This window comes from Paenibacillus albiflavus, assembly GCF_004344915.1.
Classification (GTDB): Bacteria; Bacillota; Bacilli; order Paenibacillales; family NBRC-103111; genus Paenibacillus_AM; species Paenibacillus_AM albiflavus.
The window spans coordinates 1-24,491 of record NZ_SKFG01000022.1; the positions used below are offsets into that span (position 1 = coordinate 1).

The window sequence follows — 24,491 nt, forward strand, 5'->3', positions numbered from 1 at the left end:
CTGCTGTCCGCTAGCAGCAGCACGCCTGGCACGGCGCCTGCCTCAGGCGGCGCCGAATTCGCCACGGCGACCAGCGTGGCGAGCTTCTCCTCGGCGCGTGTAGCACCGCGCCAGTCGAACAGTTGCAAATGAGGGATCTTCATATCCCTCAGCAGCAGTTGAGGCTTGCGAACGCCGTTCCACTCGTTCACGGAGAGCTCGGCGAGTGCTTCAATCGAAGCGCCAACTGTCATCCAAGGGCTCAAATTACCTTTGCTAAAAGCAACCCCTTCTATCGCACAGCTAACTTCATCCTTCGCCTGCGATAAAGCAAGCTTGAGGTGCTGGCTCTCCTTGCCCATCGTTCGAATATCCGTAATTTGCAAATCGCTAAATACGAATTTGGGGGTTGGATTGCCCATCCCGTACGGGGCAAGCTGTGCTAGTTCCTCTATACAAGCTAATGGCACATCGGCAAGATTGCAGGCGATATCTGCCGTTAATTGCGGGATTAGCTGCTCTGGTGTCAACCGCCCTGCTGCAAAGACATTCAATTTATCTCTTAATTCATGTATCAGCTCTGCTGATAATGACATTCCCGCTGCGGCAGAATGCCCGCCAAAGTGGTCAAACAAAGCTGCGCAGGAAGTGAGCGCTTCATACATATCGAAGCCTGCAATCGATCGTGCCGAGCCTTTAGCTGTTCCTTTAGCCTCGTCAATACTTAGCACAATCGTCGGCCTGTAATAACGTTCTACAATCCGAGAAGCGACAATACCGACAACACCAACATTCCAATCTGCTCCTGCCAGTACTAGGACTCTTGGTAGGCTATCCGTATTCAATGTTGGCCCATTTGTTTCCTGTACATCTTCTTGTGCTGCTGCTTTCATCTTCTCCACTTGAGCTACAGCCAGCTCAGTAAGCTCTTCAACGATCTGTTGACGCTCGATATTGAGCGCGTCAAGCGTCATTGCCAGTTGCCCAGCCTCATCGGAATCCTCAGTTGTCAGAAGTCTCACTGCTGCATCAGCAGATTCCAATCTGCCGCTTGCATTAAGTCTTGGACCAAGGCCAAATCCGATATGCCCAGCTGAAACATCCCGTTTCTCCACTCGGCATACTTGAAGCAGCGCAGATAGCCCAGGTGAAGTTGTACTCCGCATTTGCTCAAGCCCCAGCTTAACAAGCACCCGATTCTCGCCCTGCAGTGGCATCAGATCGGCTATCGTTCCAATTGCCGCATATTGCAGCAGTTCCATGGGTACACGTCCGAGCAGGGCATGTGCCAGCTTAAACGCTACTCCTACACCCGCTAACCCCTTAAACGGATACGGGCAACTCGGCTTCTTCGGATTAATAAGCGCTAATGCTTCTGGTAATATGGCAGGCGGTTCGTGATGATCCGTTACAATGACATCCATACCCAATTCACGAATGTAAGCAACCTCGTCAACAGCACTTACGCCTGTATCTACCGTAACAATCAGCTTCACGCCTTCATCATACGCTTGTTTAACTGCATCACGATTCAGTCCATAGCCTTCTCTTACACGATGAGGGATATAGGAATCAAAATTAGCACCTAATCCCCGTAAGAGCCACACCATCAAGGCTGTAGATGTGACACCATCCGCATCATAATCTCCATAGACTCTGATAAGTTCTCCAGAAGCTATTGCCAATTGTATGCGTTCTACAGCTGCTTGCATACCATCCAAAAGAAAAGGATCGTGGAAGCCCTCGATCCCTTCATATAAAAATTGCTTGGCAGCATCCGGCGTATGTATCCCCCGCTTTACAAGCAATCTAGCAACTAGCGGTGATAAGCCTAATTGCTCCTCTAAACTAACAGCATTCTCCTCATCGGCGCTGCCAATTTCCCATCTTGCTTTACCTAGTAGCATCTGGATCACCCTTTCTATCAATGCAGCATGGATGAGAATTCCTTCTGCTCTATTTCTAAGTTGTTCTTATAAGGATAACCCGGGTCATAGGGACACACTTGGATATTTACATCCGTTATATGAAAAAAACGTTCCATCAGTAATGCCTTCAAATCTTTCGCTATTTCATTGCCTTCAATAATCGAAATTCTAGGGTTTACACTTATTTTAACATCTACGATGACATAATGGCCAAATTCTCTTATTCGCAAATCTTCTACCGTTATGACACCATTCACACGCTGAGCTGTTTGCAGCAATAAATCTGTATCCTTAGGCTGCTTCGTGTGCTCCAAGAAGAAGCTCATCGCTTCATGCAATAAATAGTAAGCCATTCTTAAGATCAATAATCCTACTATTAAGCCAGCAAGCGGATCTAAATAATAGAAATATTGAAGACCTAGCAATTTCCCTAACAGTGCACCACCCGCTCCCGCAAGCGCTACCAAAGATGAGTATACACCAGTGCGATGCTTCCATACACTACTATTCAATCCGCCTCTCGCAGGCTTCTTAACGCGAGCGCAATATTGATAAAGAATTTCTCGTAAGAAAATTGCTGCAATAATAGTTGCAAGGGCATATTCATTAGGTGGAGTTATAACCCCATTATAGATCGATTTCATCGCCGAAATCCCAATCTGTATACCAATAATGAACATAAAGACAGCGACAATAACGGAAGTAAATGTTTCCATTCTCGCTTGCGCATTAGGAGGATCATCGTCATCAGATGGCATTCTGACAACTCGTGTGCCGCGTGATGTAGCAAAGGCGTAAAGAGCTTCAGACGCCGTATGCAAGGCATCAGCTAACAAAGCCGTACTATGCGCGAACGATCCGATAACTCCTTTAAACAAAGCGAGCAGCAGGTTGCCGCATATTCCAACCCACGCAACGAACCCCGTTTTCTTTAAACGTTCTTTCGTCATCTTGCCACTCCCTAAGAATGATCTACATATACTTATAAATTCTATATTACTTAAAGAGCCGCGTAGAACTTGCTACGCGGCCGTGTTTGCTCGTTAGTTTCTTGTTAGTCAATCTACTCTTTGGCTGGAGCAGCTTTCATTTTTGCATTCACAGTATTACGTCTAAATAAGTACCATAGAGGAGCTGCAATACAGATGGATGAGAATGCGCCTGATACGAGACCGATCATTTTCGCAAGAGCAAATAGCTTAATGGATTCACCACCGAAAATGTATAGACACACAGCTGCAACTAATACCGTTAATACGGTGTTAATACTACGTGCCATCGTTTGCCAGATGGAATCGTTGATCATGCGTGACAGATCTTCATCCGTCTTAATTTTCGTGAACCGTTGGTTCTCGCGAATACGGTCAAAGATAACAATTTTATCATTGATGGAATAACCAATAATGGTTAGAATCGCTGCGATGAATGGCAAGTCGACTTTAAGCTGGAAAATCGAGAAAATACTTACTACGATCAATGCATCATGTAAAATCGCGATGATCGCAGCTAATGCAAATCTCCACTCAAAACGAATACTTACATAAATACCGATGGCAACACTCGCAATTAGAACGGCATAAATCGCTTTAAGACCAAGTTCTCTCGCAATATCCGGAGATACGGTATTTATTTCAAAGGAAACATTGTCTCCAAAAGCTTCTTTGGCAACTGCTTCAATTTTCTTAGTTGAAGCTGTATCTAGTTCTGTATCGAATCTTGCTGAAATCCGATCGCTCTTATCTCCACCTACCGTAATAATAGGTTCTTCGCCAGTAACACCTGACTTTTGAATTAATTCAATTGCTTGAGACTGAGTAATCGATTTGCCTATAGAAATATCCATTGATGTACCTGCTTTAAAATCGACTCCATAATGAAATCCTGAAACAAGTATGGAGACAATACCAACAACTGTGATTAGAATCGAAATCAGGAAGAACTTATTCCGATGCTTCATGAAGCTAAATCGATCATGATATTTATTAAAGTTCACGGATTTCAGCCTCCTTCACACCGAAGTATTGTGGTTTCTTGACCCAATTACTGCGGATTAATAAGTTAAGTAACATTTTGGACAAGAAGACATTAGTTAGAATAGAAATTACGATACTGATCATCGTTACTAATGCAAAACCTTTAATCGCACCATTACCGATTACATATAGCACTACACCGGCAATAATGTTCGTTACGTTCGCATCCATAATGGTTCTAAAGGAATGCTTGGAACCTGCTTTAAGAGAAGAAGCAATCGTCTTCCCTGAGCGTATCTCTTCTCTAATCCGCTCGTACGTAATAATATTCGCATCGACTGCCATCCCGACCCCAAGAATAAGTGCGGCAATACCAGGCAATGTTAAAGTGCCGTGCATCAAATTAAAGACAAGGATAAATAGCCAAACATACGTAATCAGCGTAAATGCTGCTACTAAACCAGGTACACGGTAATAAATTACCATGAATAATAAAATGATTATGAAAGCAATTACACCCGCTTCCATTGTTTTGTTCAAGGAAGCCATACCAAGCGTTGCGCCTACGGACTGCGTATATTTCTCTGTCAATTTAAGCGGTAATGCACCCTGATTGATCGTATCTGCAAGTCCCTTTGCCTCGGCATATGTGTAATTACCTGTAATAGTTGCTGTATCGCTATCAATCGTTTGGTGAACACCAGGATTGTTAATCATTTCGTCATCCAAATAAATATCCAGCGTTTTGCCAATCAATTGGGTCGTTACATCGCGGAATTTCTCACGACTCTTCAATTTAATTTGAACTATAGGTTGGTTAGACTGATCATATCCGACACTAGCCCCACCTTCAACAAAATCTGTTCCGTTCAACATTATCGTACCATCTGGTGCTCGGAAAGTTAGCTCTGCTTGTTTACCAATCTTGTCACGAACTTCTTCTTCATTCGTAACACCTGCAAGCTTAACCCGAATGCGATCATTACCTTCTGGCAATACTTCAGGCTCAGCGATTCCAAGCTTATCGATACGCTTCCTAATAGATTCTGCTGTTTTCTTAAGAGTGGTTTTATCAACTATACTACCCTGTTCAAGCGGTTCAGCTATATACAGAATTTCAAATCCACCTTTAAGATCGAGACCCAAATTAACCTTAGATAATAGAGTAGGACTTGTCCATATCACTGCACCAAGCGTTATTACAATGGTCATGATAAAAATGCTAATCCGCTTAAAATTCATCTCTAGCCTGTCTCCCTTCAATTCTCAATACGCCTATTATACCTACGCCCCAAAAACGATGTCAATTTATCACAGATATCGCAGATTTCAAAAGCAAAAAGAAACGGTTCTTAGCCCCGCTTCTTTATGTATAAGGTATTTGTTTACAAGCCCTTGTACATCCGCATCGTTATCCAGTTCATATATTGGGTGACTTTAAGTGATAAAATATCGTTCACCATTTCGTGTAATTGTGGCGTACCTATTTTACTATATTTGTCAGATACACACAACCATATATCTTTTCCATTCACCGCATCATAACCCAATAGCTTAAATTCCTCCGCCTTGCTACTGCATAAACGTTCAATATCTTGATCCAGCTCGTTGTCTTCTGTAACTGCTTGCACGAACTTATCATCAGGTTGCATCATCATAATCCCCCCGTTGTTGTCGACCGATTGCCTAATCATAAATAAATTCGCTAATTTTACTTCTATTCCTGCCTGCTTGTTCAAACGTTTTGCCAAAATACTAGCATGAGCTTGGACATGTCTCGCATATGGTGAAATAGACGACATGTAAAGGGGACGAGTGTAACGTGGGTAAACAATCATTTATTACCGGAATGCTAATCTTATTAGGTGCAGGTCTGCTTAATCGAATTCTTGGCTTCGTTCCACGTATCATGCTGCCCCGTCTAATTGGTGCGGAAGGTGTAGGCTTATACCAGCTTGGCTGGCCGTTCCTATCCGTTATTCTTACCATTGTTATTGGCGGAATACCACTTGCTGTTTCTAAACTGGTTGCCCAATCTGAAGCAGAGAATAACGAGCTTCGCACGAAAGCCATTCTTAAGACTTCTCTCACGTTATCCGTTACGCTGGCATTTATTTTTACAGGGATATGTCTCATCGCCTCTTCATGGATTACTTCGCATTTACTCACAGATAATCGTGTTTATTACACTTTCATCAGTATGAGTCCGATCATTATAATCGTATCTGTTTCGTCCGTTCTGCGTGGATTTTTTCAGGGTAAACAAGACATGATTCCATCCGCAACTTCTCAAATCGTAGAAACCATCGTTCGAATTATTATGGTGCTAATTTGTGCATATGTATTACTTCCATATGGAATAGAATTTGCAGCCGCAGGGGCAATGCTCGGGGTGCTGGCAGGGGAAATTGCTGGAGTGTTCGTTCTAGTGATGCATTACAGACAGACAAAGAAAAAGCAGCTGCCACAAGAAAGAAGCAAGTTTGGGGCCTCATTTAAAATCAGCCGTACGCCTATTCTCAGCAGCCTTCTCCGTATTACTATCCCAGTTACAGGGAGCAGACTCGTTGGTGCTTCATCCTATTTATTCGAGTCCATACTCATCGCACAAAGTCTTGCTGCCGCAGGTATTGCAACAGCTATTGCCACAGCGCAATACGGCGCGCTTCAAGGGATGGTTATTCCGATTCTTTTGTTGCCAAGTGCTTTAACTGGCGCTCTATCAACTTCACTTATTCCATCGCTTTCAGAAGCAGCAGCGCGTAAGGATTACGAAACGGTCCGCATGCGTATGAACCAATCGATGCGATTGGCGCTGCTCGCCGGAGCCCCATTTGCCGTTATCTTATTCGTACTCGCTGATCCGCTATGCAGCTTGCTATATAATCACTCCGAAGTAGGTTCTATGCTTGCAATGATGGCACCTGTTGCACTGCTAATCTATATTCAAGGACCACTTCAAGCTGCTCTTCAAGCGTTAGATCGTCCAGGCGTTGCGCTCATCAACACACTTATCGGTGCTGTGGTCAAGCTAGTCCTTATTTATCTATTAGTTAGCCGACCTGAAATTGGCATCCGAGGAGCCATTATTGCAAGCAATATCAATATCGTTCTCGTTACTTTGCTGCATCTTAGAAGCGTTAAACGCTGGCTCCATTATTCACTCCATCATATTGACTTTCTTAAGGTATTGCTCGCCATGTTTGTTTCTGGTACATGCTGCTTTATGATCATGCGAATTGAGTGGAGCGAGCAGCTAACGGTGCGCTTCTTTGCCTCTTGTGCAGTTGCCGTTTTCGTCTATATTGGCATGATCATCGGCTTGCGCCTTATTCACCCTACAGATCTAAACCGTATACTCAAACTTGGACGCAAAATCGTTAAAGTTTAATCATAAACACCTTACCGCGGTGGTCAATGGTACACATATGCACTTCTTTAAAATAGCGCGCACCTAATTCCTGCAATTGATTCTTTAGCCAAAAGCGAGTCTGGCCAATTTTCGCAAGGTTCTCATCCTGGACCTTACCGCTAACAATGAGTGGCAAAGGCAATGATGCATAACCATAATTATAAAACTTATTGGGAAAGGGTCTTTTGTCGTTTGCATTTATCACATCCATCAATACTTTCGCCCCCTATTCATTCAATCAAGCTTCATAGGTAGTCTGACCTGCATGAAAACGGAACATACAAAGTGAAATTATTCAATTGTTGGCAGACAGGACGGATACTTGTACTAATTTACCTTACTTCCCCATAACTATGTTATAAGACAAGAAGAAACGGCTACTTCATAATCCTAGTGTGAAAGAAGGGAACAACTACAATGAATACGATCGACAAAGACAATCAAGCGAAATTATTTCCGCCCCTCATATCAGGACTCATTTATGCATTTATTGTCATGCTAGCTGGTACGCTTCTTACCTCTTTTTACTTACTCCTGAGCAATACAGGCGAAAACAATTTACCTACATTATCTTACTTAACGCATATTGTCTCCTTGCTCATTGGAGGTTGGATTACAGGCAGAAAATCTCGAGCTAAAGGTTGGTATTACGGCGGCATGCTCGGATGTATGTATTGTATTATTCTGTTCCTTATCGCTTTCCTTGCTTATGATGCGGGGCTTAATACTCGCTCCATTGCACTACTTGGAACCTGCCTTGCAACTTCAGCAATTGGCGGCATTTTTGGCGTCAATTCCAAGAAATAAATCGACTTGCTCTATAATCATCCATTAGCCATATTTCCTAAACCATGCTATAATTAATCCCGCTATTTGTCATACATTGTTCTTTTTAAAATTTGGAGGGATTAACAGCTAATGGGACCATTTGATTCCATGACTCATGTATCGATTTATACGGCTATCATTGTTATTATCCTGCTCGTTGTTGCACTTCGGACAAATCCGATTACAATCGTTATTAAATTTGTCCAAGCGTTTATTTCAAATGGCAAGAACCTGCTTCACTTAATTGCAGTATTACTGATTCTCTATATGAATAAACTTGAGCTCCAGGTAGAACAGAAACTGAATTTCACGGCTGATTTTGCCCAGACCTTTTCCCAGATTGAAGGCAAATTTGTTGAAAATGTTCAACATTTTTTTTACAACGATCTATTAACCTATTTTACTAGTTTCTATTATGTCATTATATTTACGACCCTAATGATTGTTTCGATTGGGATTTATATTTATCAAAAGAATTATCAATTGTTTTATGCTTTGTGTTATGCCATTCTGATCACTTATATCGTTGCCATGCCATTCTACCTGTTTTTCCCAGTTACAGAAGTTTGGTACACGCAGCCAAAGGTTGATCTATTAATTCATAACGTTTTTCCAACGTTCGAACAAGAATATCGCTTGATGTCCGGGATTGATAATTGCTTCCCTAGTTTGCATACTTCACTCTCAGTTACGATGGCATTCATTGCTGCACGTTCAGAGAACCGTTTCTGGCGTTATTTTACAGCCATATCAGCTGTCATTGTTATATTCTCTATTTTCTATTTAGGTATTCACTGGTTCCTCGATATGTGTGGAGGACTAGCACTTGGGATATTCGCCGCTAAAGCAGGTCAGTATATCGCCGATCGTCAAACTACCAAAGATAAGAAGCTGGGGGCTAGGGTGACGGTACCGTCCCAATCTAAGACTCAAAATTTAAGTGAATAATAATACTAAAAAACTCCTATATCAGTGAACAATCACTGGATAGGAGTTTTATTTATGCCGCATGAAGTACAATATCATCACCAAGACACAATACGAACTAAATACTCGACTTCTTTAAGATCCATATAATTTTTGAAGGCATTAGCAGAATTGCCTAAATCAATTAATTGAAGCGTGATTCTGTAGTCGCCAAGCTTAGCATTTTGGGAAGTTCGGATCATAACTTTAAAATCTGTACTATCCTCCGGCATTAACTTCACTATATCGTTTGGATCGACTCTCACATCCAAATTGGGTGAATTCTGTTCCAGCATAAAATCATTCAGAGGCTCATCGAATTGTATAAGTTTACCGCCTCCACCTACAACCCCCTGCATCATGACCCTTCTTTCAACAGCTACCGAGGATGACACTAGCATGTTTCGATTTGCGTTCCCATTCGAATCGTATCAACTATGAAATAGTAAGAATTAAGCTGCGTTTCATTCGTTCTATAACCGCCTCATCATTTATAAGTTCATTAACCAAAAAACCGTTGTCGCAGGTCGACAACGGTTTTTTGTATTGGCCTATTTTCCTATAGTTTAACCTTATACAGTCTCAGTGGAAGTGCTTACTATAGTATTCACAGCAGAACGATCGAATGTCATTTTACTCGCATCGTTTACACGAAGTACAACAACATCGTCAGTAATTTCCATGATTGTCCCATGAAGGCCGCCGATTGTTACTACTTTATCGCCTTTTTTAAGATTACCTAACATCATGTTGCGCGTTTTTGTACGTTTTTGTTGTGGTCTGATTAGCAAAAAGTAGAATAAAACGACCATAACAATTAATGGTGCAAAAGTAATCCAACCTCCGCCAGCTGATCCTGCTGTTGCTAAATTCATCATACAAAATTCCTCCCTAGAATAAAACTAAAACCCTCTATCATTATCGTAGAGTCCGTACTTAGTGAAGAACGTATCCCTGTAATCCAGTAATCGATCTTCAGCAATTGCTTGTCTAACTTCACGCATCATCTGCAATAAGAAATGCAGGTTATGATACGTAGTTAAGCGTATACCGAATGTTTCATCCGCCTTAATCAAGTGACGTATGTACGCACGGCTGTAATTGGTGCAAGTATAGCATGAGCATTCTGGATCCAGTGGTCCAAAATCTTCTGCATACTTCGCATTGCGGATTACCAGTCGTCCGTTAGATGTCATGACTGTTCCGTTACGAGCTATTCGTGTAGGCAACACACAGTCAAACATATCGATCCCACGGATGGAACCTTCAATTAGAGCATCTGGTGAACCAACCCCCATCAAATAACGAGGTTTATTCGTTGGAAGATAAGGAACTGTGCACTCCAGCATCTCATACATCATATGCTTAGGCTCGCCCACACTTAGACCACCAATAGCATAACCCGGAAAGTCCATCGAAGTCAAATCCTGCGCGCTTTTTATGCGCAAATCTTCGTACATGCCACCTTGAACAATACCGAATAGGGCTTGCTTCTCAGGATTAGCATGGCTAGCTAGGCATCTTTCTGCCCAGCGTGTTGTTCGCTCAAGGGAATCCTTCACATATTGGTAGTCTGCAGGGTACGGCGGGCATTCATCGAATGCCATCATAATATCAGAACCAAGCGCATTCTGGATTTCCATTGCTTTTTCAGGAGAAATAAACAGCTTATCCCCATTCAAGTGAGAGCGAAAATGCACACCCTCCTCCGTAATTTTACGGATATCACTAAGAGAGAAAACCTGAAAACCACCACTGTCCGTTAGAATCGGGCGATCCCAGTTCATGAATTTATGCAAACCACCTGCGCGCTTGACGATGTCATGACCTGGTCGCAAGAACAAATGATACGTATTGCTAAGAATAATATGAGCATCCATTTGTTTTAACTCTTCTGGGCTCATTGTTTTGACAGTAGCCAGCGTACCGACAGGCATAAAGGTTGGCGTCTCGATCACGCCATGTGGTGTGTGAACGCGTCCAAGTCTTGCGCCAGACTGCTTACAGGTTTTGATATGTTCATAAGTAACTGCAGCCAATAATCTCACTTCCTTTTATTCATAAATAAACATCGCATCTCCAAAGGAGAAGAAACGGTATTGCTCTTTAACAGCTTCCTCATAGGCATGCATCACATTCTCTTTGCCTGCTAATGCCGATATAAGCATCAGAAGCGTAGATTTAGGCAAATGAAAATTCGTCAGCAATGCATCGACGAGCTTATATTGATAACCAGGATAAATAAAAATATCCGTCCAACCGTTGCAGCTTTCAAGCGGGAATGGACGCTGTGCGACCGTCTCTAAAGTTCTTGCCGAGGTTGTTCCGACTGCTATGATACGTCCGCCTCTTGCCCGAACCTGATTGATTGCATCCGCGGTTTCTTGCGACAGCTCATAATATTCCTCATGCATCTTATGCTCTTCAATGTGGTCGACTGAAACGGGACGGAACGTACCCAGTCCAACATGCAGAGTCACATAGGCAAGCTGTACGCCTTTAGCTTGAATTCTTTCCAACATTTCGGTCGTAAAATGCAGTCCCGCAGTAGGGGCAGCAGCCGAGCCTTCATGCTTCGCATATACAGTCTGATAGCGTTCCTTATCTTGTAATCGCTCTTTGATATAAGGAGGCAGCGGCATTTGTCCAAGCTGATCCAGGATTTCATTGAAAATCCCTTCATACTGAAACTTGATTCTGCGTTCCCCCATCTCGCCTTCCTCAAGAACGGTTGCGCGAAGCAGTGGTGTTATTATTTTACCCTCTGAATCCAGGTTCCCAAACTCGAGAACGGTTCCTTTTTTAACTCTTTTACCTGGCTTCACAAGTGTCTGCCATTCATCATTGCCAAGTGATTTGAGCAAGAGCAGCTCCGCTTTGGCGCCTGTATCCTGTTTAAAGCCAAAAAGTCGGGCTGGAATTACCCGCGTATCGTTCATCACGAGTAAATCCCCGACTTGTAAATAATCGATTAACTGTTCAAATTGCTGATGCTTGATTTCACCCGTTTGCTTATTTAGCGTCAGCAGCCTGGATCCCGTACGGTTAACAAGCGGTGTCTGCGCAATTAGCTCCTCTGGCAAATCAAAATCAAATTCATTCAAATCCATATTCAAGTCTCACCCTTTAGTAATTCGTACTCCGTTAAAATACGCTTGTATAATCTGCTGATACGTATAGCCTTGCAGTGCATAGTTTCGTGCCCCATATTGGGATAACCCTAAACCATGACCATAGCCTTTTCCTTTAAAAAGAAAGTTTGTATCCGTTGTGACTGCTCTTACACTACCCTCTGTTCCACCCAATACATAATATTGCGATTGACCCGTAGGCGTAGCTTTATTGCTTGAGCCGCTCAAAGTGTAAACGGGGGTATTTCCCGTTTTATTACGTTTGCTACTTGCCCCTTGTATAGTATAGCTACCTGTATCGACAATATCAAACAAAGTGCTTGGCAAGGAGCCGAGTACAGTACGCAAATAATCCGGAGACTTTGTATTCACAACTTGTCCATTCGCTTGCATTTCCGTTACGCGACCCGATTGTCCACGGCTTGTAATTTCAAGTGAAGTCAAGGGTCCATTCAGCTTCGTACCGTTCTGATTGAGCATATCACTAAGAGCTGATGCGCTGTAAGAACGTTCCCATACATAAGGGGTATCCATTACGATCGACTCAAGTACGATGACCTGATCTCCCGTATTTAGCTTCGTAATGACGGTGCCAAGTGAATTCATCGTCGGCGAAGTCCTCACATTCAAGCCATTCTCAGTAACTGTATAATAGGCAAAATCAGCAGCATTTCGCTTGCCTGTATCCTTCACATAGCTGCCTTTTACATAGCCTACTCGATTATCATCGAGTAGTACGCGATACCATTGCTCCGGTACACCATTATCAGGTGACTGAACGCTCATCATATTCGGTGCACTGCTGCCCCACACCTCAGATGGATGTGCTGTTCGACCTCCGGCACTTGCTGAATAGAACGCTGCGATTGGATTGCCCGATTGATCGACAATGATCTCATCTTTGGTCGCATTCACGGCTTCAATAACACTATCCGTCTCATTACCCATACCATAATAGGCTTGATCAAATGTATTATCCACTACATTGGCAATATCGTATGTATTCCCATTGGTCATCGCATAGGTTCGAGCAATTACCGCTTGCGCTTTTAAAGCTTCAACAGGATAGGAACCGCCCATCTCTGTGCCGACAACCGAATACAAATATTGTTCAAAAGGAATCTCATTAACGGCAGCTAAATCGTTATTGTACAAGCTAAGCTCAAAATCTCCGCGATAGGTCCGTTCGGATCTTTCTTTAACCGTAATTCCATTCTGCTGCTTGGAATGAACCCATAACTTTGTATTGGCACCAAATACATATTGTGGAAATAAATGGTCATCCGTTTTGTAATCAAAGCTTGATTTAAGCATCACATAAGGAATATCCGTATTCGCTTGCGATAAGCTGATGTTCGGGATCAATTTCGCTGCATCTGATTGAAGCTTCGTAAGCGAAGCTTTATCAGGTTCATTACCTACCCATACCTGATAATTAGCTTTACCGCTACTGCCAGGAACCATAACAACCGAAGCACTTAATCCAGCCTTTGCAATTGTATCCTGCAATTTATCTGCCGATGCTTTATCCTGGTAGGCGCCAGAAGTTAATCGCATCGTTCCTGTAATAATCGGAGAGTAACCGCTCATAAGGTCGGCAACCGCGCCATCACGAACAACTTTATCTCGAGCTGACATCGCTTCACTCGCATCCATGAAATGCCCGTATACGACGCGGTAGATTGTCTTGCCTTGCTTCGACTCCGCATACACCTGAGCCTTCTCAGGCGGCTTGGACAGACTATCTGCCAACGCCCCAGCTCTACCTGGATCATCTGTAAGCAAAAGCTGAACACCATATCCATCTGCAACCGAACGAATTTGCTCTGCCGAATCACTTAACCAGTATTCAATGGTATTTCTATCATTCCGAATTCCTATATCAAATCCATTCGTTGTGCTCAACGTAATAGAAGACTCTATTGAACTTTTACTATGGTTCATAAATAGAGCCACTCGAATATTATCCATTATCGCAGCAGAAGCCTCACTGCCGCTTAATGGGATTGTCGCACCAAGCAATATCGTACCTGCTAGTGTGATTCTACCAATCGTACGCAGCCAAAAGGTTGATTTCACAATGTACATCTCCCATCCATTTGTTATGTATCTAATAGAATTTGAGAACAATCATTCGACAAATTCATTACATAGTAACCATAGCAAAAGATGGGTGCTCTATCAAGTAGAAACGATGCCCCTTCGATAGAAGGCGGACCTTGCTTCTATACTTAATTTTGGTCTGGAATTGGTAGACCCAGATGTGCATATGCTTGCGGAGTAACGGTTCTCCCTCTTGGTGTCCGCTGCAAAAACCCGATTTGCAGCAAGTAAGGCTCATAGACATCCTCGATCGTCTGACTTTCCTCGCCAATTGTCGCAGCAATGGTATCCAGACCTACAGGACCGCCCGCAAAGCTGGTAATAATCGCACGCAACATCTTATGATCAATCTCATCAAGCCCCAGATTATCGACTTGTATTAAGCTTAGCGCAGTTTGTGCAAGTTCAGTCGTAATCACGCCGTCGCCTCTAACCTGCGCAAAATCACGAACACGCTTAAGCAAACGGTTCGCAATACGAGGTGTCCCTCGTGAACGCATCCCGATCTCACGTGCAGCCTCGCCTACAATACCGACCTCTAGAATATCGGCAGTACGGGTAACGATATAGGTAAGCTCATCCACCGTATAATATTCAAGTCGCGACACCACCCCGAAACGGTCACGTAGCGGAGCTGATAGAAGACCGATTCGAGTCGTTGCTCCCACGAGTGTGAAAGCAGGCAGATCGAGTCTCACGGATCGTGCTGATGGACCTTTCCCAATAATAATATCCAGTGCAAAGTCCTCCATTGCTGGATATAAGACTTCCTCTACCGTACGATGAAGACGATGAATCTCATCAATAAAGAGGACATCCCCTTCCTGCAAATTCGTCAGAATAGCAGCTAGATCGCCAGGTCGTTCAATCGCTGGCCCTGATGTTGTTCGTATATTAACACCTAATTCATTGGCAATAATGTTCGAAAGTGTTGTTTTTCCTAAGCCTGGAGGTCCATACAGAATCACATGATCCAGTGCTTCCTTGCGAAGCTTAGCAGCTTCTATATACACCTTGAGATTATCCTTCACCTGTGACTGTCCGATATACTCTGAAAGATACCTAGGCCTAAGACTAAACTCAGCGACGGAATCCTCCATCATCAGGTTCGCGGATATAATCCGATCCTCCATGGTTGTTTCCTCCTATTTCTATAATAAGCAAGTGATGCACACATTGTTGTATTTATAATTTAAATAGGGCCTGAAGCGCATGACGCATAATAACTTCAACAGGCTCCGTATCTGCGCACTTGCCACGTATGGCTGCTAAAGCGCGATCAGCTTCACTTTCATTGTAGCCTAGACCAAGCAAAGCTTCTTTAGCCTCAGACCAGCTGTTTGCTAATTTACCTGTATTTATTCCGTCGTCGCCAAGCCCGAGATCATGAGCAAGTAAACTTGCACCTTCTGGCATACCTAGCTTGTCCTTTAGATCAAGGACGATTCGCTGTGCTGTTTTCTTACCGATGCCAGGCAGTTTGGTCAGGAAGTTAACATTCTCATTCTGAATCGCTGTTATAACAGCCTCTGGCTTAGCACCTGATAATGCGCCTAAAGCAACCTTCGGACCAATACCAGACACACCTAACAATTTACGGAACACTTGCTGCTCCTCACGTGTCGTAAATCCATATAGCAAATGAGCATCTTCACGTACATGATAATGAATATAGAATGTAACCTCCTTACCTTCCTGCAAAGAGGGCAAAAATGGATTAGGACACCATACCCTGTATCCAATTCCGTTCACATCTACAACGACATACTCCATTTCACGACATGCCAGAATGCCTCGTACAAAATCGATCATCCTCTAACACTTCCATTCAACTTATTCTGCAGCGAAGAAGAATGCGCATGACAAATAGCTATTGCCAGCGCATCCGCCACATCGTCCGGCTTCGGTACAGCAGACAGTTTAAGGAATAGCTTCACCATCTCCTGAACCTGCTTCTTCTCCGCCTTGCCATACCCAACAATCGCTTGTTTAACCTGCAGTGGCGTGTATTCACCGATCTGCAATCCTCGCTGCTTCGCTGCCAGCATGACGACACCCCGCGCCTCGCCTACTGTGAGTGCTGTTGTTACATTGCGATTAAAGAACAGCTTCTCAATTCCCATCGCATCTGGTTTATATTTATCAATTAATTGCAATGTGGATTCATAAATAATCTCCAGTCGATCCACAGTTGGCGTATGAGCTTCCGTCTGAATCGCTCCATATTGAACAGGAACAATCCGTGATCCTAATTTATCTACAAATCCAAAGCCTACAATCGCAAGTCCTGGATCAATTCCCAAAATACGCAATCTTGCCCTCTCCTTCAACTTAAGGCTTTATCCATTGCCCAAAAAATCCAAGAAGAAACGGTTCCACCGTCTCTCTATAATGCGAACATATGTATCACTATGAAATGAATTATAGCAGATAAATACCAAAAGAGATAGACACTCTCCTTAACAGTAAGGAGAAACATCTATCCCTCGAAAACTTACATTTATATCCATTTAATATCTAGTTACTGGCCTTCAGCCTTGCTGCTACCCGCTAACTGATCTGCACCAGCTCTAGCATAATCTGCAAATGTAGATAGCACCGAATTATACTCATCTATATCAGTCACACGAATGCCGGCAAACAATTGTGCAACCGTTTCAGGTGGAAGCGCACTCTTCAAATATGGGATGTTAAGCTGAAAAAATGACTGGATCACCTTATTCTGCATAGGAATCCCGTCGAATAAAGACAATACGCCACTTTCATCTACGCCGAAATAAGCAGCTTCTTTACATGATGCAGATAAATCCTGAATATGTTCAGTCAGGTAGACCTGATCTTCTCCCTGTATGGACAGCCTCCAAGCTGGATGCTCCTTCACCAGCTTAGCAATTTCTCCAGGTGTGCGGGTGCCGATGCGCTGCAGTTCTTCGCCACAGACAAATGTTTTCTGAATGACAACCTCTTTGGATTGTTTGAGTTTAGTTAGATTACCAAGAACCGCTTGATTAGATACTTCCCATGACAACGGCTCGTCACTTGCAACAGGTTCGAACACGCTCTGGGATTTATCAGAACCGCTCCAATAAAGTAGAACAGGTATAACAAGCAGAGCAGATATCCCGAGCGAGATCCATTTAACTTTACGACGCAGCTTTTTTTTCAATTGTTTGAGCATGCTCATAATCATCCCATCGATCTCCTCTCATCCCTATTTCCACTATTTTTCCCATAGCGAAAACTCGATATACATGCAGGATTTATCGACAGATAAGCCGAATTAAACATGTTAGATCGTTTTTTCTACCTTTCGTCCTTACTTTAACTTTCTACAGGAGGAAAACGCATGAAACGCTGGAGCATGCATTACCGCAACTTCATCATCATCTGTGTTCTCATCGTGAGCTTTGCTGCGCTTATTCTTGTAGCACTGGGGCCACATCATCTTCCTGATAAGCTGCCTGTTCAGGCAGCCGTAACGCCGTCACCAACCAATCAAACAGTTGCAACGCCACCAACCAACAATGATACAGCTGATATCGATTTATTCAAGCTTGTACAAGAAGATAAATATTTATATTTTCGTGTGAACGAGAATAACCAGGTATGGGATTATAAGCCAGGGCAGCCGATCTGGTATTCTCAAACTGATGCACGCTTTATGCTAGCCATCGATGTCCCTTATCCAAATCGCATAACTCCCAAGCAACTAGAAATACTCCGTAACAACATCGCGATCACAACGACGACGGGAGAACCCGTCTCCTTCACGATTATGGAGGGAGACTCGGAGCAGCAGCTCATTATTTCTCTCAAAGGTACACCGAACAGTGATTTAACACTGACCTTCTTTTCGGCAGATCAAAGTCAAATCAAACCATTTATCATCTATTACATGAAACCATTCGACTATAAAATCATTTCCGATCGTATTCCATTGCTCGACAAAGCTTTTGTATTCAGCAAAGAAAATATCGTTCTTCCACTCTCTGTCCAGACCCATGCTTCACATGTCTTGTTATTCCAATTCACAGATGAGGTTGATCGAGCTTCTGTAGACGAACATTTTAAAGCGATACTGACGAATGTGAATTGGTCTGTCGATTGGGTTGATAATCGTACATTTAACTTAGTTTTAAATTTCGACCATAAACTTGAAGAATCTTATTTAAAGTTATCTGCAAGCGGGATTCGCAATGCGCGCGGAGTCGAGCTTAAATCCACTAACTATATCGTAATTGAACCTACGGACACCAAAGGATATGGCTCTTATGATCTCTCCACGAACACAATCGCAGCTTGGTTTAACACCAATCGACAATATGATGAAATCATGCCATCTTCGAACGACAATTGGCTGCTTGCATCAACCGTTCTGAAGAAAGCTGCTCAATCGCAGCATCTTTACGAAATCCTTGACGAGCAAGGAAATGTCGTGAAGCAATTTGACTTCAACTCATTAGTGTCACCCCACTGGCTAAATGATGAGGCTGGACTGCTGTATATTAATGGCAGAGCCAATAGCCGAGAGCTTGTCCTATACGATCTTGATACAGACAGTACCAAGCTTATTTGGCAAACACCGGATGCCAGTTCACAAATACTTGGCTTTGCAATCGAACCCAAATCAGGAGTGATTGCCGTCGCATGGGGTAAATCGAATAGTTTGGAAATTTACGAGCTACATATGGAAATTCTCAGAAACATAAGAGACTCTTCACCCAAGAGATATCCCATTATAGGCAAGCTAGCCTGCAATGATACGCCTTGCTCCTATCCACTTGAATGGTTAAATGATAATTATTTGATTTACCCTACGAATGATGGTAGGCAAATACTGAATATCAAACTGGAGCAATCGCGTTTATTCGCCAAAACCCTCGTTCAAACCAAATATTCTTTATTCGGTATCATTCCTTATCGTTCAAAGAACTGGGCGGTTGCGATGAGTAAGGAGAAAGATCATCAGCAATGGATATGGAGCGACGGAGAGCAGGATATTACTTTTACAACGGAGCTGGTGATTCCAGATCAAGAGCAGTTGCTTAAGGGGCTATACGGCAATGGTTCTACTGCCTTGTTCTATGTCCACAATATGGGCTGGTACAAGATCGATCCTTCAGCTCGAACAACACAATTGACCAATGATGTCATTAGCTCTTTACAGCCTGAGCTCATCATTGGCCAACACAAAGGCAAACTGATTATCGGTTTAGAATAAATAGACTAGAGCTTCGTCCACGGTTGATTTTTTTTCACAGACTTAGAAGCAGGTTTATTCGATGCATGAGGAGTCTTCACGGATAATAACGCAACCGCGTTCTTCTTGGATTTGGACTTATTAGCTTTAGCCTTTGAGATCTCTGCAGATTTTTTTGACGCTTTGTCTTTTTCCGATAGCTTCATCAAGTTTTCTTGATGAGGCTTTTGCTGCGATGGATTTTCGGATAATACATTTTCTGTAGTGGGGTATTCTGGAATGTTCATTTTAGGATCAATACCGTATTTATCATACGCCTTCGTTGGACTTGTCGCATAGCCTGAATATAAATCTCCCCACTGTGGAGGGTCTACATTCGTTGAACCGCTGCCTAAACTCGAAATATACGATAATTCCTCTACATGATGAGGCGCTGATAAATCAATGAACTCTTGAGACTGACGAACTTGATCCTCCTGCGAATCTGTTATGTCTGATGTAAACGCAAATTCAGGCTGAGCAGCTGTTTCATCTGGCTGAGCAGCGATCTGATCATGCGGTTCTACAGGTTGTATGTCGGCATTAAGCTTTGGTATATAGACTATTTCACCATCTAGCAGCACATTGGGATTGCGCAGGTGCGGGTTTACCGCAATAAGTCCCTTAAGCGGCACATTCCAGGCTTTGCTAAGCTTCCATAACGTATCTCCTTGCTTCACGACATACTCATCCAAATATTCAGCAGGAGGTATTTCAAGTGGTGAGGGCGGAAGAGGAATTTTGACCCTCATACCTGGAAGTAGCTGTTCAGGATTATCGATCTGGGAATTCGCATAGAGCAAAGTATCGGGATGAATATTGAATTTATCCGCCAGACTTTGGATCGACTCCCCTTTTCTAACCATATGAATTTTCAAGCTAAAAGCCTCCTTTACATCTACCAGACATGCAGTCCAGTAGCATTCTTCTGTACATTTTATGCACACTTCTAGGCGTTTGACCTACCTGAGTGCAAAAAAAATCTCCTACGGTATCAAACACCATAGGAGATTTATAATTCTTTTAGAAAACAACCTAAATTATTCAAATACTTTAACGCCATCTACTTCTACAATAGAACGGAACTCTTCAAGTAGACGCAGTGTGGTTTCACCAGCTTGACCTGAGCCAATGACTCGACCATCTACCTCACGAACTGCAATTACTTCTGCAGCTGTGCCTGTAAAGAATACTTCGTCGGCAACATATACATCGTGAAGCGTGAACGGCTCTTCCTTAACCTTTAGGCCTATACGTTCACAAATCTGCATAATCGCAAGACGTGTGATGCCTTCAAGCGCTCCTACATAGCATGGAGGGGTTGTGAGCACACCATTTTTTACGATAAAAATATTATCCGCAGAGCCCTCAGCGACGTAACCCTGTGAGTTCAACATGATTGCTTCGCCAACATCAGCGAGATTCGCTTGAATTTTGACCAGAATGTTATTGAGATAGTTGAGTGATTTAATTTTGGGATTAAGCGCATCTGGGATATTCCGACGTTGGGAGACAGAGATCGTCTTCAGCCCGTTGCGGTACATTTCCTCAGAATAAATAGCTAGCTTCTCCACAATGATAATGACGCTTGCCTTGGGCGAACGTCTTGGATCAAGCCCAAGATCGCCAGCGCCACGGGAAACAACGAGACGAATATAGCCGTCACGCATTTCATTGCGTTGCAACGTTTCCACAAGTGCAGCTTCCATTTCATCATAAGAAAGCGGTATTTGGAGCATGATTGATTTAGCCGAGTCGTATAATCTGTCCAAATGCTCTTTGCATTTAAAGATATTTCCGTTGTAAATACGAATTCCTTCAAATATTCCATCTCCATACAAAAATCCATGGTCATAAACGGAAATTTTGGCTTCTGCTTTCGTTACGAACTTACCATCCAGATAAATAACTTGCTCTGCCATAAATCTACACCCCCGCTAAAAATTACTAAATCAACTTGTCAACAGGATAAGTATAACATGGATAACAGCCTAATGTCCTAACCTGGAAACCGATCGCTTCAATTTCTTGCAGTGCTGCTGACAAGAGAACCGAGTCAATGCTTCCGTCGATTTCAATATAAAAATAATAAGTGCCCAGCTTGCGTTTGGTTGGTCTTGATTCAATTCGGGACAGGTTTATTCTGCGCCATGCAAATGCGGCAAGCAGCTGATGCAAACCACCTGGATAATCTTCTGGCAGCGTAACCAGAATAGTTGTTTTATGATGCGTTAGCTTACCCAGGCTAATAGGTTCCTTCCCAAGTAGCAGGAAGCGTGTCATATTATCTTGATAATCCTGTATCGAACGCGCTAATACGGGAACATCATGCAGATAGGCTGCATTAAGAGGACCGATGCCTGCAATAGCTGGATCATTAAGCTCGCGAACCTGCCTTACGCACTCTGCTGTCGAGCTTACCACTTCAATCTCTGCATGTGGAATCTGCTCACTTAGAAAATGGCGGCACTGTGCCAGCGCAACAGAATGCGACAACACTTTCTGAATGTGTGCATAAGGATGATCTCCAGCTTGAACGGCTGGTTGACTATATCCGATTAAGTTCATATCAATTGGGTATACCCATTCTGCCTGAATCGGGATATCCACTTCATGTACCATCCAATCGAGATGGAGGGATACAGAGCCTTCAATTGTATTCTCAATCGGGATGACGGAGTAATCTGTCTCACCATTTACGGTAGACATGAAAACATCGGATATTAGCTTATACGGCTGAAATTCGATATCCACATGCTGGGTAAAATGTTTGGCAGACTCTTCCGAGAATGTTCCTGGACCAAGTAATGACACTCGCTTCATCTTAATAAGACCCCCTGTCTATTGAAACAGCGCTCATGCGTTCTGCAAGGGATGCTAACGATGTATGATCTTCGATGACTTCAGCCCCCCTGCCTTCAGGTAGAAGCCAGCGGATCTCTACTTCTACTTGATGCTGGTGAAAGGTACTGCGTAAAAAGGCTTCAAGCTGCTCCTTACTGTTGCTGCGCGCATCAACAAGCGCGAGCACGGTTGGGCCAGCGCCTGATAAGGCGGCGCCAAGCGCGCCGTGCTCCGAGGCGCCTGCAAGGAACTCCGCCATGCCAGGTATCAGCGCCGCACGATGCGGCTGATGCAGGCGATCCTGCATCGCATGGCGGATCATGCCAAGGTTGCCTGTCGCAAGGGCGGCAACCAGCAAAGAGGAGTGGCTGAGGTTATACACAGCCTCTCCTAATGGAACGTGCTGAGGCAGCACGTTCCGCGCTTTTTCCGTCGCTAGCTGGAACGACGGAATTGCCACAAGCACCGCCATGTCGGGGTGCGGGGTGAGGCGAATGTACTCCGCACGTTCGCCATCCCAGTACGCCACGACAATGCCGCCAAAAAGCGAAGCGCCGACGTTGTCGGGATGCTTCTCCAGTCGCGAAGCGATCTGGAACAGCTGATCATCCGTCAGCTTGTTATCGATCAGCGCGTTGGCTGCAACGAGCGCGCCAACAATCGCTGATGCGGAAGAACCGAGTCCGCGCGTTAGCGGGATATCGCTGTACATCCCGATGTATAGTTCAGGATGCTGCTCTCCCGCTTCAGCAAACACCATTTGCGCTACCTCGTAGACAAGGTTCGTTTTATCCAGCGGCACACCTTCCATGCCATCACCAAACAGCTCAATTCGGGTCGTATGCGCTAGCTCCATATCGATCCATGCATATAAATTCAGTGCCATCCCAAGGCAATCAAAGCCTGGGCCAAGATTGGCAGTAGAAGCAGGTATTTGGACACGTACACGCCCAGTTGTCATTAAGATCACCTCAAGTTATATCGCACTACAATTTACGAATATGTTTTATGCTTCTAATTTGCGAATTGCTTCCATAACGGCTTCTTCGGTATCCTGCACCACAAGTGGTTCAGTCGCAACTGTATTAATCGCTACATTCGGATCCTTGAGACCATTGCCTGTTAGCACGCATACAACGGATTGGCCTTTGGAGAAATAACCTTGCTTATGCAGCTTAAGTACGCCAGCAATGGATGCGGCTGAACCCGGTTCAGCAAACACGCCTTCCTTCGCAGCAATTTCACGGTAAGCATGTAGAATTTCTTCATCCGTTACATAATTGATTTGTCCTTTTGATTCTTCCGCAGCCGCAACAGCAGTCTTCCAAGAAGCTGGGTTGCCGATGCGAATCGCAGTCGCGATTGTCTCAGGGAATTCGATTGGCTCACCTTTCACAATTGCAGCCGCACCTTCTGCTTCAAAGCCAATCATTTTGGGCAATGTGCTGGACTTGCCACGCTCATGATATTCCTTGAAGCCTTTCCAGTAGGCTGTAATGTTGCCTGCGTTGCCCACAGGAATTGCCAAATAATCTGGTGCCTTGCCTAACTGATCACAAACCTCGAAAGCAGCTGTTTTCTGTCCTTCAATTCGATACGGATTCACAGAATTCACAAGTGTAATCGGATGTTTGGCAGTAATTTCACGTACAATTTCGAGTGCACGGTCGAAGTTGCCCTCGATCGCAATCACTTTAGCACCGTAGATCATCGCTTGCGCCATTTTACCGAGTGCGATATTGCCGTTTGGAATAAGTACGATACAGTTCAAATTGCCACGTGCCGCATAAGCAGCAGCTGCAGCAGATGTATTACCTGTCGAAGCGCACATAATCGTACGTGAGCCTTCCTCCATTGCTTTGGCAACCGCCATCACCATCCCACGGTCTTTGAACGAACCTGTTGGATTAAGCCCTTCATATTTGAAATATAGATCCAAATCAAGCTCATCTGATAGCTTCTCTGCTCGAATGAGTGGGGTATTCCCTTCATGTAGGGTAAGCAGTGGTGTGTTCTCGTTAATAGGCAAGTATTCTTTGTATGTTTCTAGCAATCCCATGTATCTCATCTCTTAATTCCTCTCTTATC

The 24,491-nt window shown here is 43.7% G+C and carries 24 protein-coding genes; 4 read left to right on the plus strand and 20 right to left on the minus strand.

All coding sequences use genetic code 11. The features are described from left to right. The 5 genes from recJ to E0485_RS18315 form a co-directional block, all read right to left on the minus strand. On the minus strand, positions 1-1,886 hold a 1,886-nt coding region (recJ, locus tag E0485_RS18295), incomplete at its 3' end, for a single-stranded-DNA-specific exonuclease RecJ (RefSeq protein ID WP_132419522.1). A 17-nt stretch (positions 1,887-1,903) separates the two neighbouring features. Next, a complete protein-coding gene (locus tag E0485_RS18300) occupies positions 1,904-2,857 on the minus strand; it encodes a cation diffusion facilitator family transporter (RefSeq protein WP_132419523.1) in 954 nt (317 codons plus the stop codon). Between the two features lie 113 nt (positions 2,858-2,970). Continuing rightward, a complete protein-coding gene (gene secF / locus E0485_RS18305; protein ID WP_235857626.1) occupies positions 2,971-3,900 on the minus strand; it encodes a protein translocase subunit SecF in 930 nt (309 codons plus the stop codon). Continuing rightward, positions 3,890-5,122 carry a protein translocase subunit SecD gene (gene secD, locus E0485_RS18310; protein ID WP_132419524.1) on the minus strand — a complete coding sequence of 411 codons (1,233 nt, stop codon included), beginning with the start codon at positions 5,120-5,122 and terminating at the stop codon, positions 3,890-3,892. The genes secF and secD overlap by 11 nt, the downstream gene beginning before the upstream one ends. A gap of 143 nt (positions 5,123-5,265) precedes the next feature. Continuing rightward, on the minus strand, positions 5,266-5,538 hold the full coding sequence (locus E0485_RS18315) for a post-transcriptional regulator (RefSeq protein ID WP_328591323.1): 273 nt from the start codon (positions 5,536-5,538) through the stop codon (positions 5,266-5,268). A gap of 164 nt (positions 5,539-5,702) precedes the next feature. Between E0485_RS18315 and spoVB the strand changes: the two genes are divergently transcribed. Continuing rightward, on the plus strand, positions 5,703-7,271 hold the full coding sequence (gene spoVB / locus E0485_RS18320; RefSeq protein ID WP_132419525.1) for a stage V sporulation protein B: 1,569 nt from the start codon (positions 5,703-5,705) through the stop codon (positions 7,269-7,271). Here spoVB and E0485_RS18325 read toward each other — a convergent pair. Further along, a complete protein-coding gene (locus E0485_RS18325; RefSeq protein ID WP_165921227.1) occupies positions 7,261-7,503 on the minus strand; it encodes a YetF domain-containing protein in 243 nt (80 codons plus the stop codon). The genes spoVB and E0485_RS18325 overlap by 11 nt on opposite strands. A gap of 206 nt (positions 7,504-7,709) precedes the next feature. On the opposite strand from E0485_RS18325, the gene E0485_RS18330 reads away from it, so the two are divergent. Both E0485_RS18330 and E0485_RS18335 read left to right on the plus strand, forming a co-directional pair. Continuing rightward, positions 7,710-8,099, plus strand: coding sequence for a TIGR04086 family membrane protein (locus E0485_RS18330; RefSeq protein WP_132419526.1), 390 nt, complete (start codon positions 7,710-7,712; stop codon positions 8,097-8,099). Between the two features lie 111 nt (positions 8,100-8,210). Further along, positions 8,211-9,068, plus strand: coding sequence for a phosphatase PAP2 family protein (locus E0485_RS18335; RefSeq protein ID WP_132419527.1), 858 nt, complete (start codon positions 8,211-8,213; stop codon positions 9,066-9,068). Between the two features lie 77 nt (positions 9,069-9,145). Here the strand turns inward: E0485_RS18335 and E0485_RS18340 are convergent, their stop codons facing one another. The 9 genes from E0485_RS18340 to E0485_RS18380 all read right to left on the minus strand — a co-directional run bounded on the left by E0485_RS18340 (position 9,146) and on the right by E0485_RS18380 (position 17,510). Next, a complete protein-coding gene (locus E0485_RS18340; protein WP_132419528.1) occupies positions 9,146-9,487 on the minus strand; it encodes a COG1470 family protein in 342 nt (113 codons plus the stop codon). A gap of 171 nt (positions 9,488-9,658) precedes the next feature. After that, positions 9,659-9,964 (minus strand): preprotein translocase subunit YajC, encoded by a 306-nt coding sequence (gene yajC / locus E0485_RS18345; protein WP_132419529.1) that lies wholly within the window; start codon positions 9,962-9,964, stop codon positions 9,659-9,661. A gap of 24 nt (positions 9,965-9,988) precedes the next feature. Further along, positions 9,989-11,125 carry a tRNA guanosine(34) transglycosylase Tgt gene (gene tgt / locus E0485_RS18350; protein ID WP_132419530.1) on the minus strand — a complete coding sequence of 379 codons (1,137 nt, stop codon included), beginning with the start codon at positions 11,123-11,125 and terminating at the stop codon, positions 9,989-9,991. A 15-nt stretch (positions 11,126-11,140) separates the two neighbouring features. Continuing rightward, positions 11,141-12,196, minus strand: coding sequence for a tRNA preQ1(34) S-adenosylmethionine ribosyltransferase-isomerase QueA (gene queA, locus E0485_RS18355; RefSeq protein ID WP_132419531.1), 1,056 nt, complete (start codon positions 12,194-12,196; stop codon positions 11,141-11,143). Positions 12,197-12,205: 9 nt separating this feature from the next. After that, the gene (locus E0485_RS18360) at positions 12,206-14,296 is read right to left on the minus strand and encodes a SpoIID/LytB domain-containing protein (protein ID WP_165921223.1); all 2,091 of its coding nucleotides are present in this window, start codon (positions 14,294-14,296) and stop codon (positions 12,206-12,208) included. 152 nt (positions 14,297-14,448) lie between these two features. Further along, complete coding sequence (gene ruvB / locus E0485_RS18365) at positions 14,449-15,453, minus strand: Holliday junction branch migration DNA helicase RuvB (RefSeq protein WP_132419533.1); 1,005 nt, start codon at positions 15,451-15,453, stop codon at positions 14,449-14,451. A 52-nt stretch (positions 15,454-15,505) separates the two neighbouring features. Continuing rightward, a complete protein-coding gene (ruvA, locus tag E0485_RS18370) occupies positions 15,506-16,132 on the minus strand; it encodes a Holliday junction branch migration protein RuvA (RefSeq protein ID WP_132419534.1) in 627 nt (208 codons plus the stop codon). Further along, the gene (ruvC, locus tag E0485_RS18375) at positions 16,129-16,632 is read right to left on the minus strand and encodes a crossover junction endodeoxyribonuclease RuvC (protein ID WP_132419535.1); all 504 of its coding nucleotides are present in this window, start codon (positions 16,630-16,632) and stop codon (positions 16,129-16,131) included. The genes ruvA and ruvC overlap by 4 nt, the downstream gene beginning before the upstream one ends. A 209-nt stretch (positions 16,633-16,841) precedes the next feature. After that, positions 16,842-17,510, minus strand: a complete 669-nt coding sequence (locus tag E0485_RS18380; RefSeq protein ID WP_132419536.1) for a BofC C-terminal domain-containing protein — start codon at positions 17,508-17,510, stop codon at positions 16,842-16,844. 156 nt (positions 17,511-17,666) lie between these two features. Here E0485_RS18380 and E0485_RS18385 point away from each other — a divergent pair, with 156 nt between their 5' ends. Continuing rightward, positions 17,667-19,541 carry a hypothetical protein gene (locus E0485_RS18385; RefSeq protein WP_132419537.1) on the plus strand — a complete coding sequence of 625 codons (1,875 nt, stop codon included), beginning with the start codon at positions 17,667-17,669 and terminating at the stop codon, positions 19,539-19,541. A gap of 5 nt (positions 19,542-19,546) precedes the next feature. Here E0485_RS18385 and E0485_RS18390 read toward each other — a convergent pair whose 3' ends face one another. The 5 genes from E0485_RS18390 to thrC all read right to left on the minus strand — a co-directional run bounded on the left by E0485_RS18390 (position 19,547) and on the right by thrC (position 24,471). Further along, positions 19,547-20,437 carry a LysM peptidoglycan-binding domain-containing protein gene (locus tag E0485_RS18390; protein ID WP_132419538.1) on the minus strand — a complete coding sequence of 297 codons (891 nt, stop codon included), beginning with the start codon at positions 20,435-20,437 and terminating at the stop codon, positions 19,547-19,549. 162 nt (positions 20,438-20,599) lie between these two features. After that, on the minus strand, positions 20,600-21,481 hold the full coding sequence (gene ilvE, locus E0485_RS18395) for a branched-chain-amino-acid transaminase (protein ID WP_132419539.1): 882 nt from the start codon (positions 21,479-21,481) through the stop codon (positions 20,600-20,602). Between the two features lie 25 nt (positions 21,482-21,506). Next, on the minus strand, positions 21,507-22,382 hold the full coding sequence (gene pheA, locus E0485_RS18400; protein WP_132419540.1) for a prephenate dehydratase: 876 nt from the start codon (positions 22,380-22,382) through the stop codon (positions 21,507-21,509). A 1-nt stretch (position 22,383) separates the two neighbouring features. After that, complete coding sequence (gene thrB / locus E0485_RS18405) at positions 22,384-23,364, minus strand: homoserine kinase (RefSeq protein WP_132419541.1); 981 nt, start codon at positions 23,362-23,364, stop codon at positions 22,384-22,386. 45 nt (positions 23,365-23,409) lie between these two features. Beyond that, positions 23,410-24,471 carry a threonine synthase gene (gene thrC, locus E0485_RS18410; RefSeq protein WP_132419542.1) on the minus strand — a complete coding sequence of 354 codons (1,062 nt, stop codon included), beginning with the start codon at positions 24,469-24,471 and terminating at the stop codon, positions 23,410-23,412. Positions 24,472-24,491: the final 20 nt, after the last annotated feature.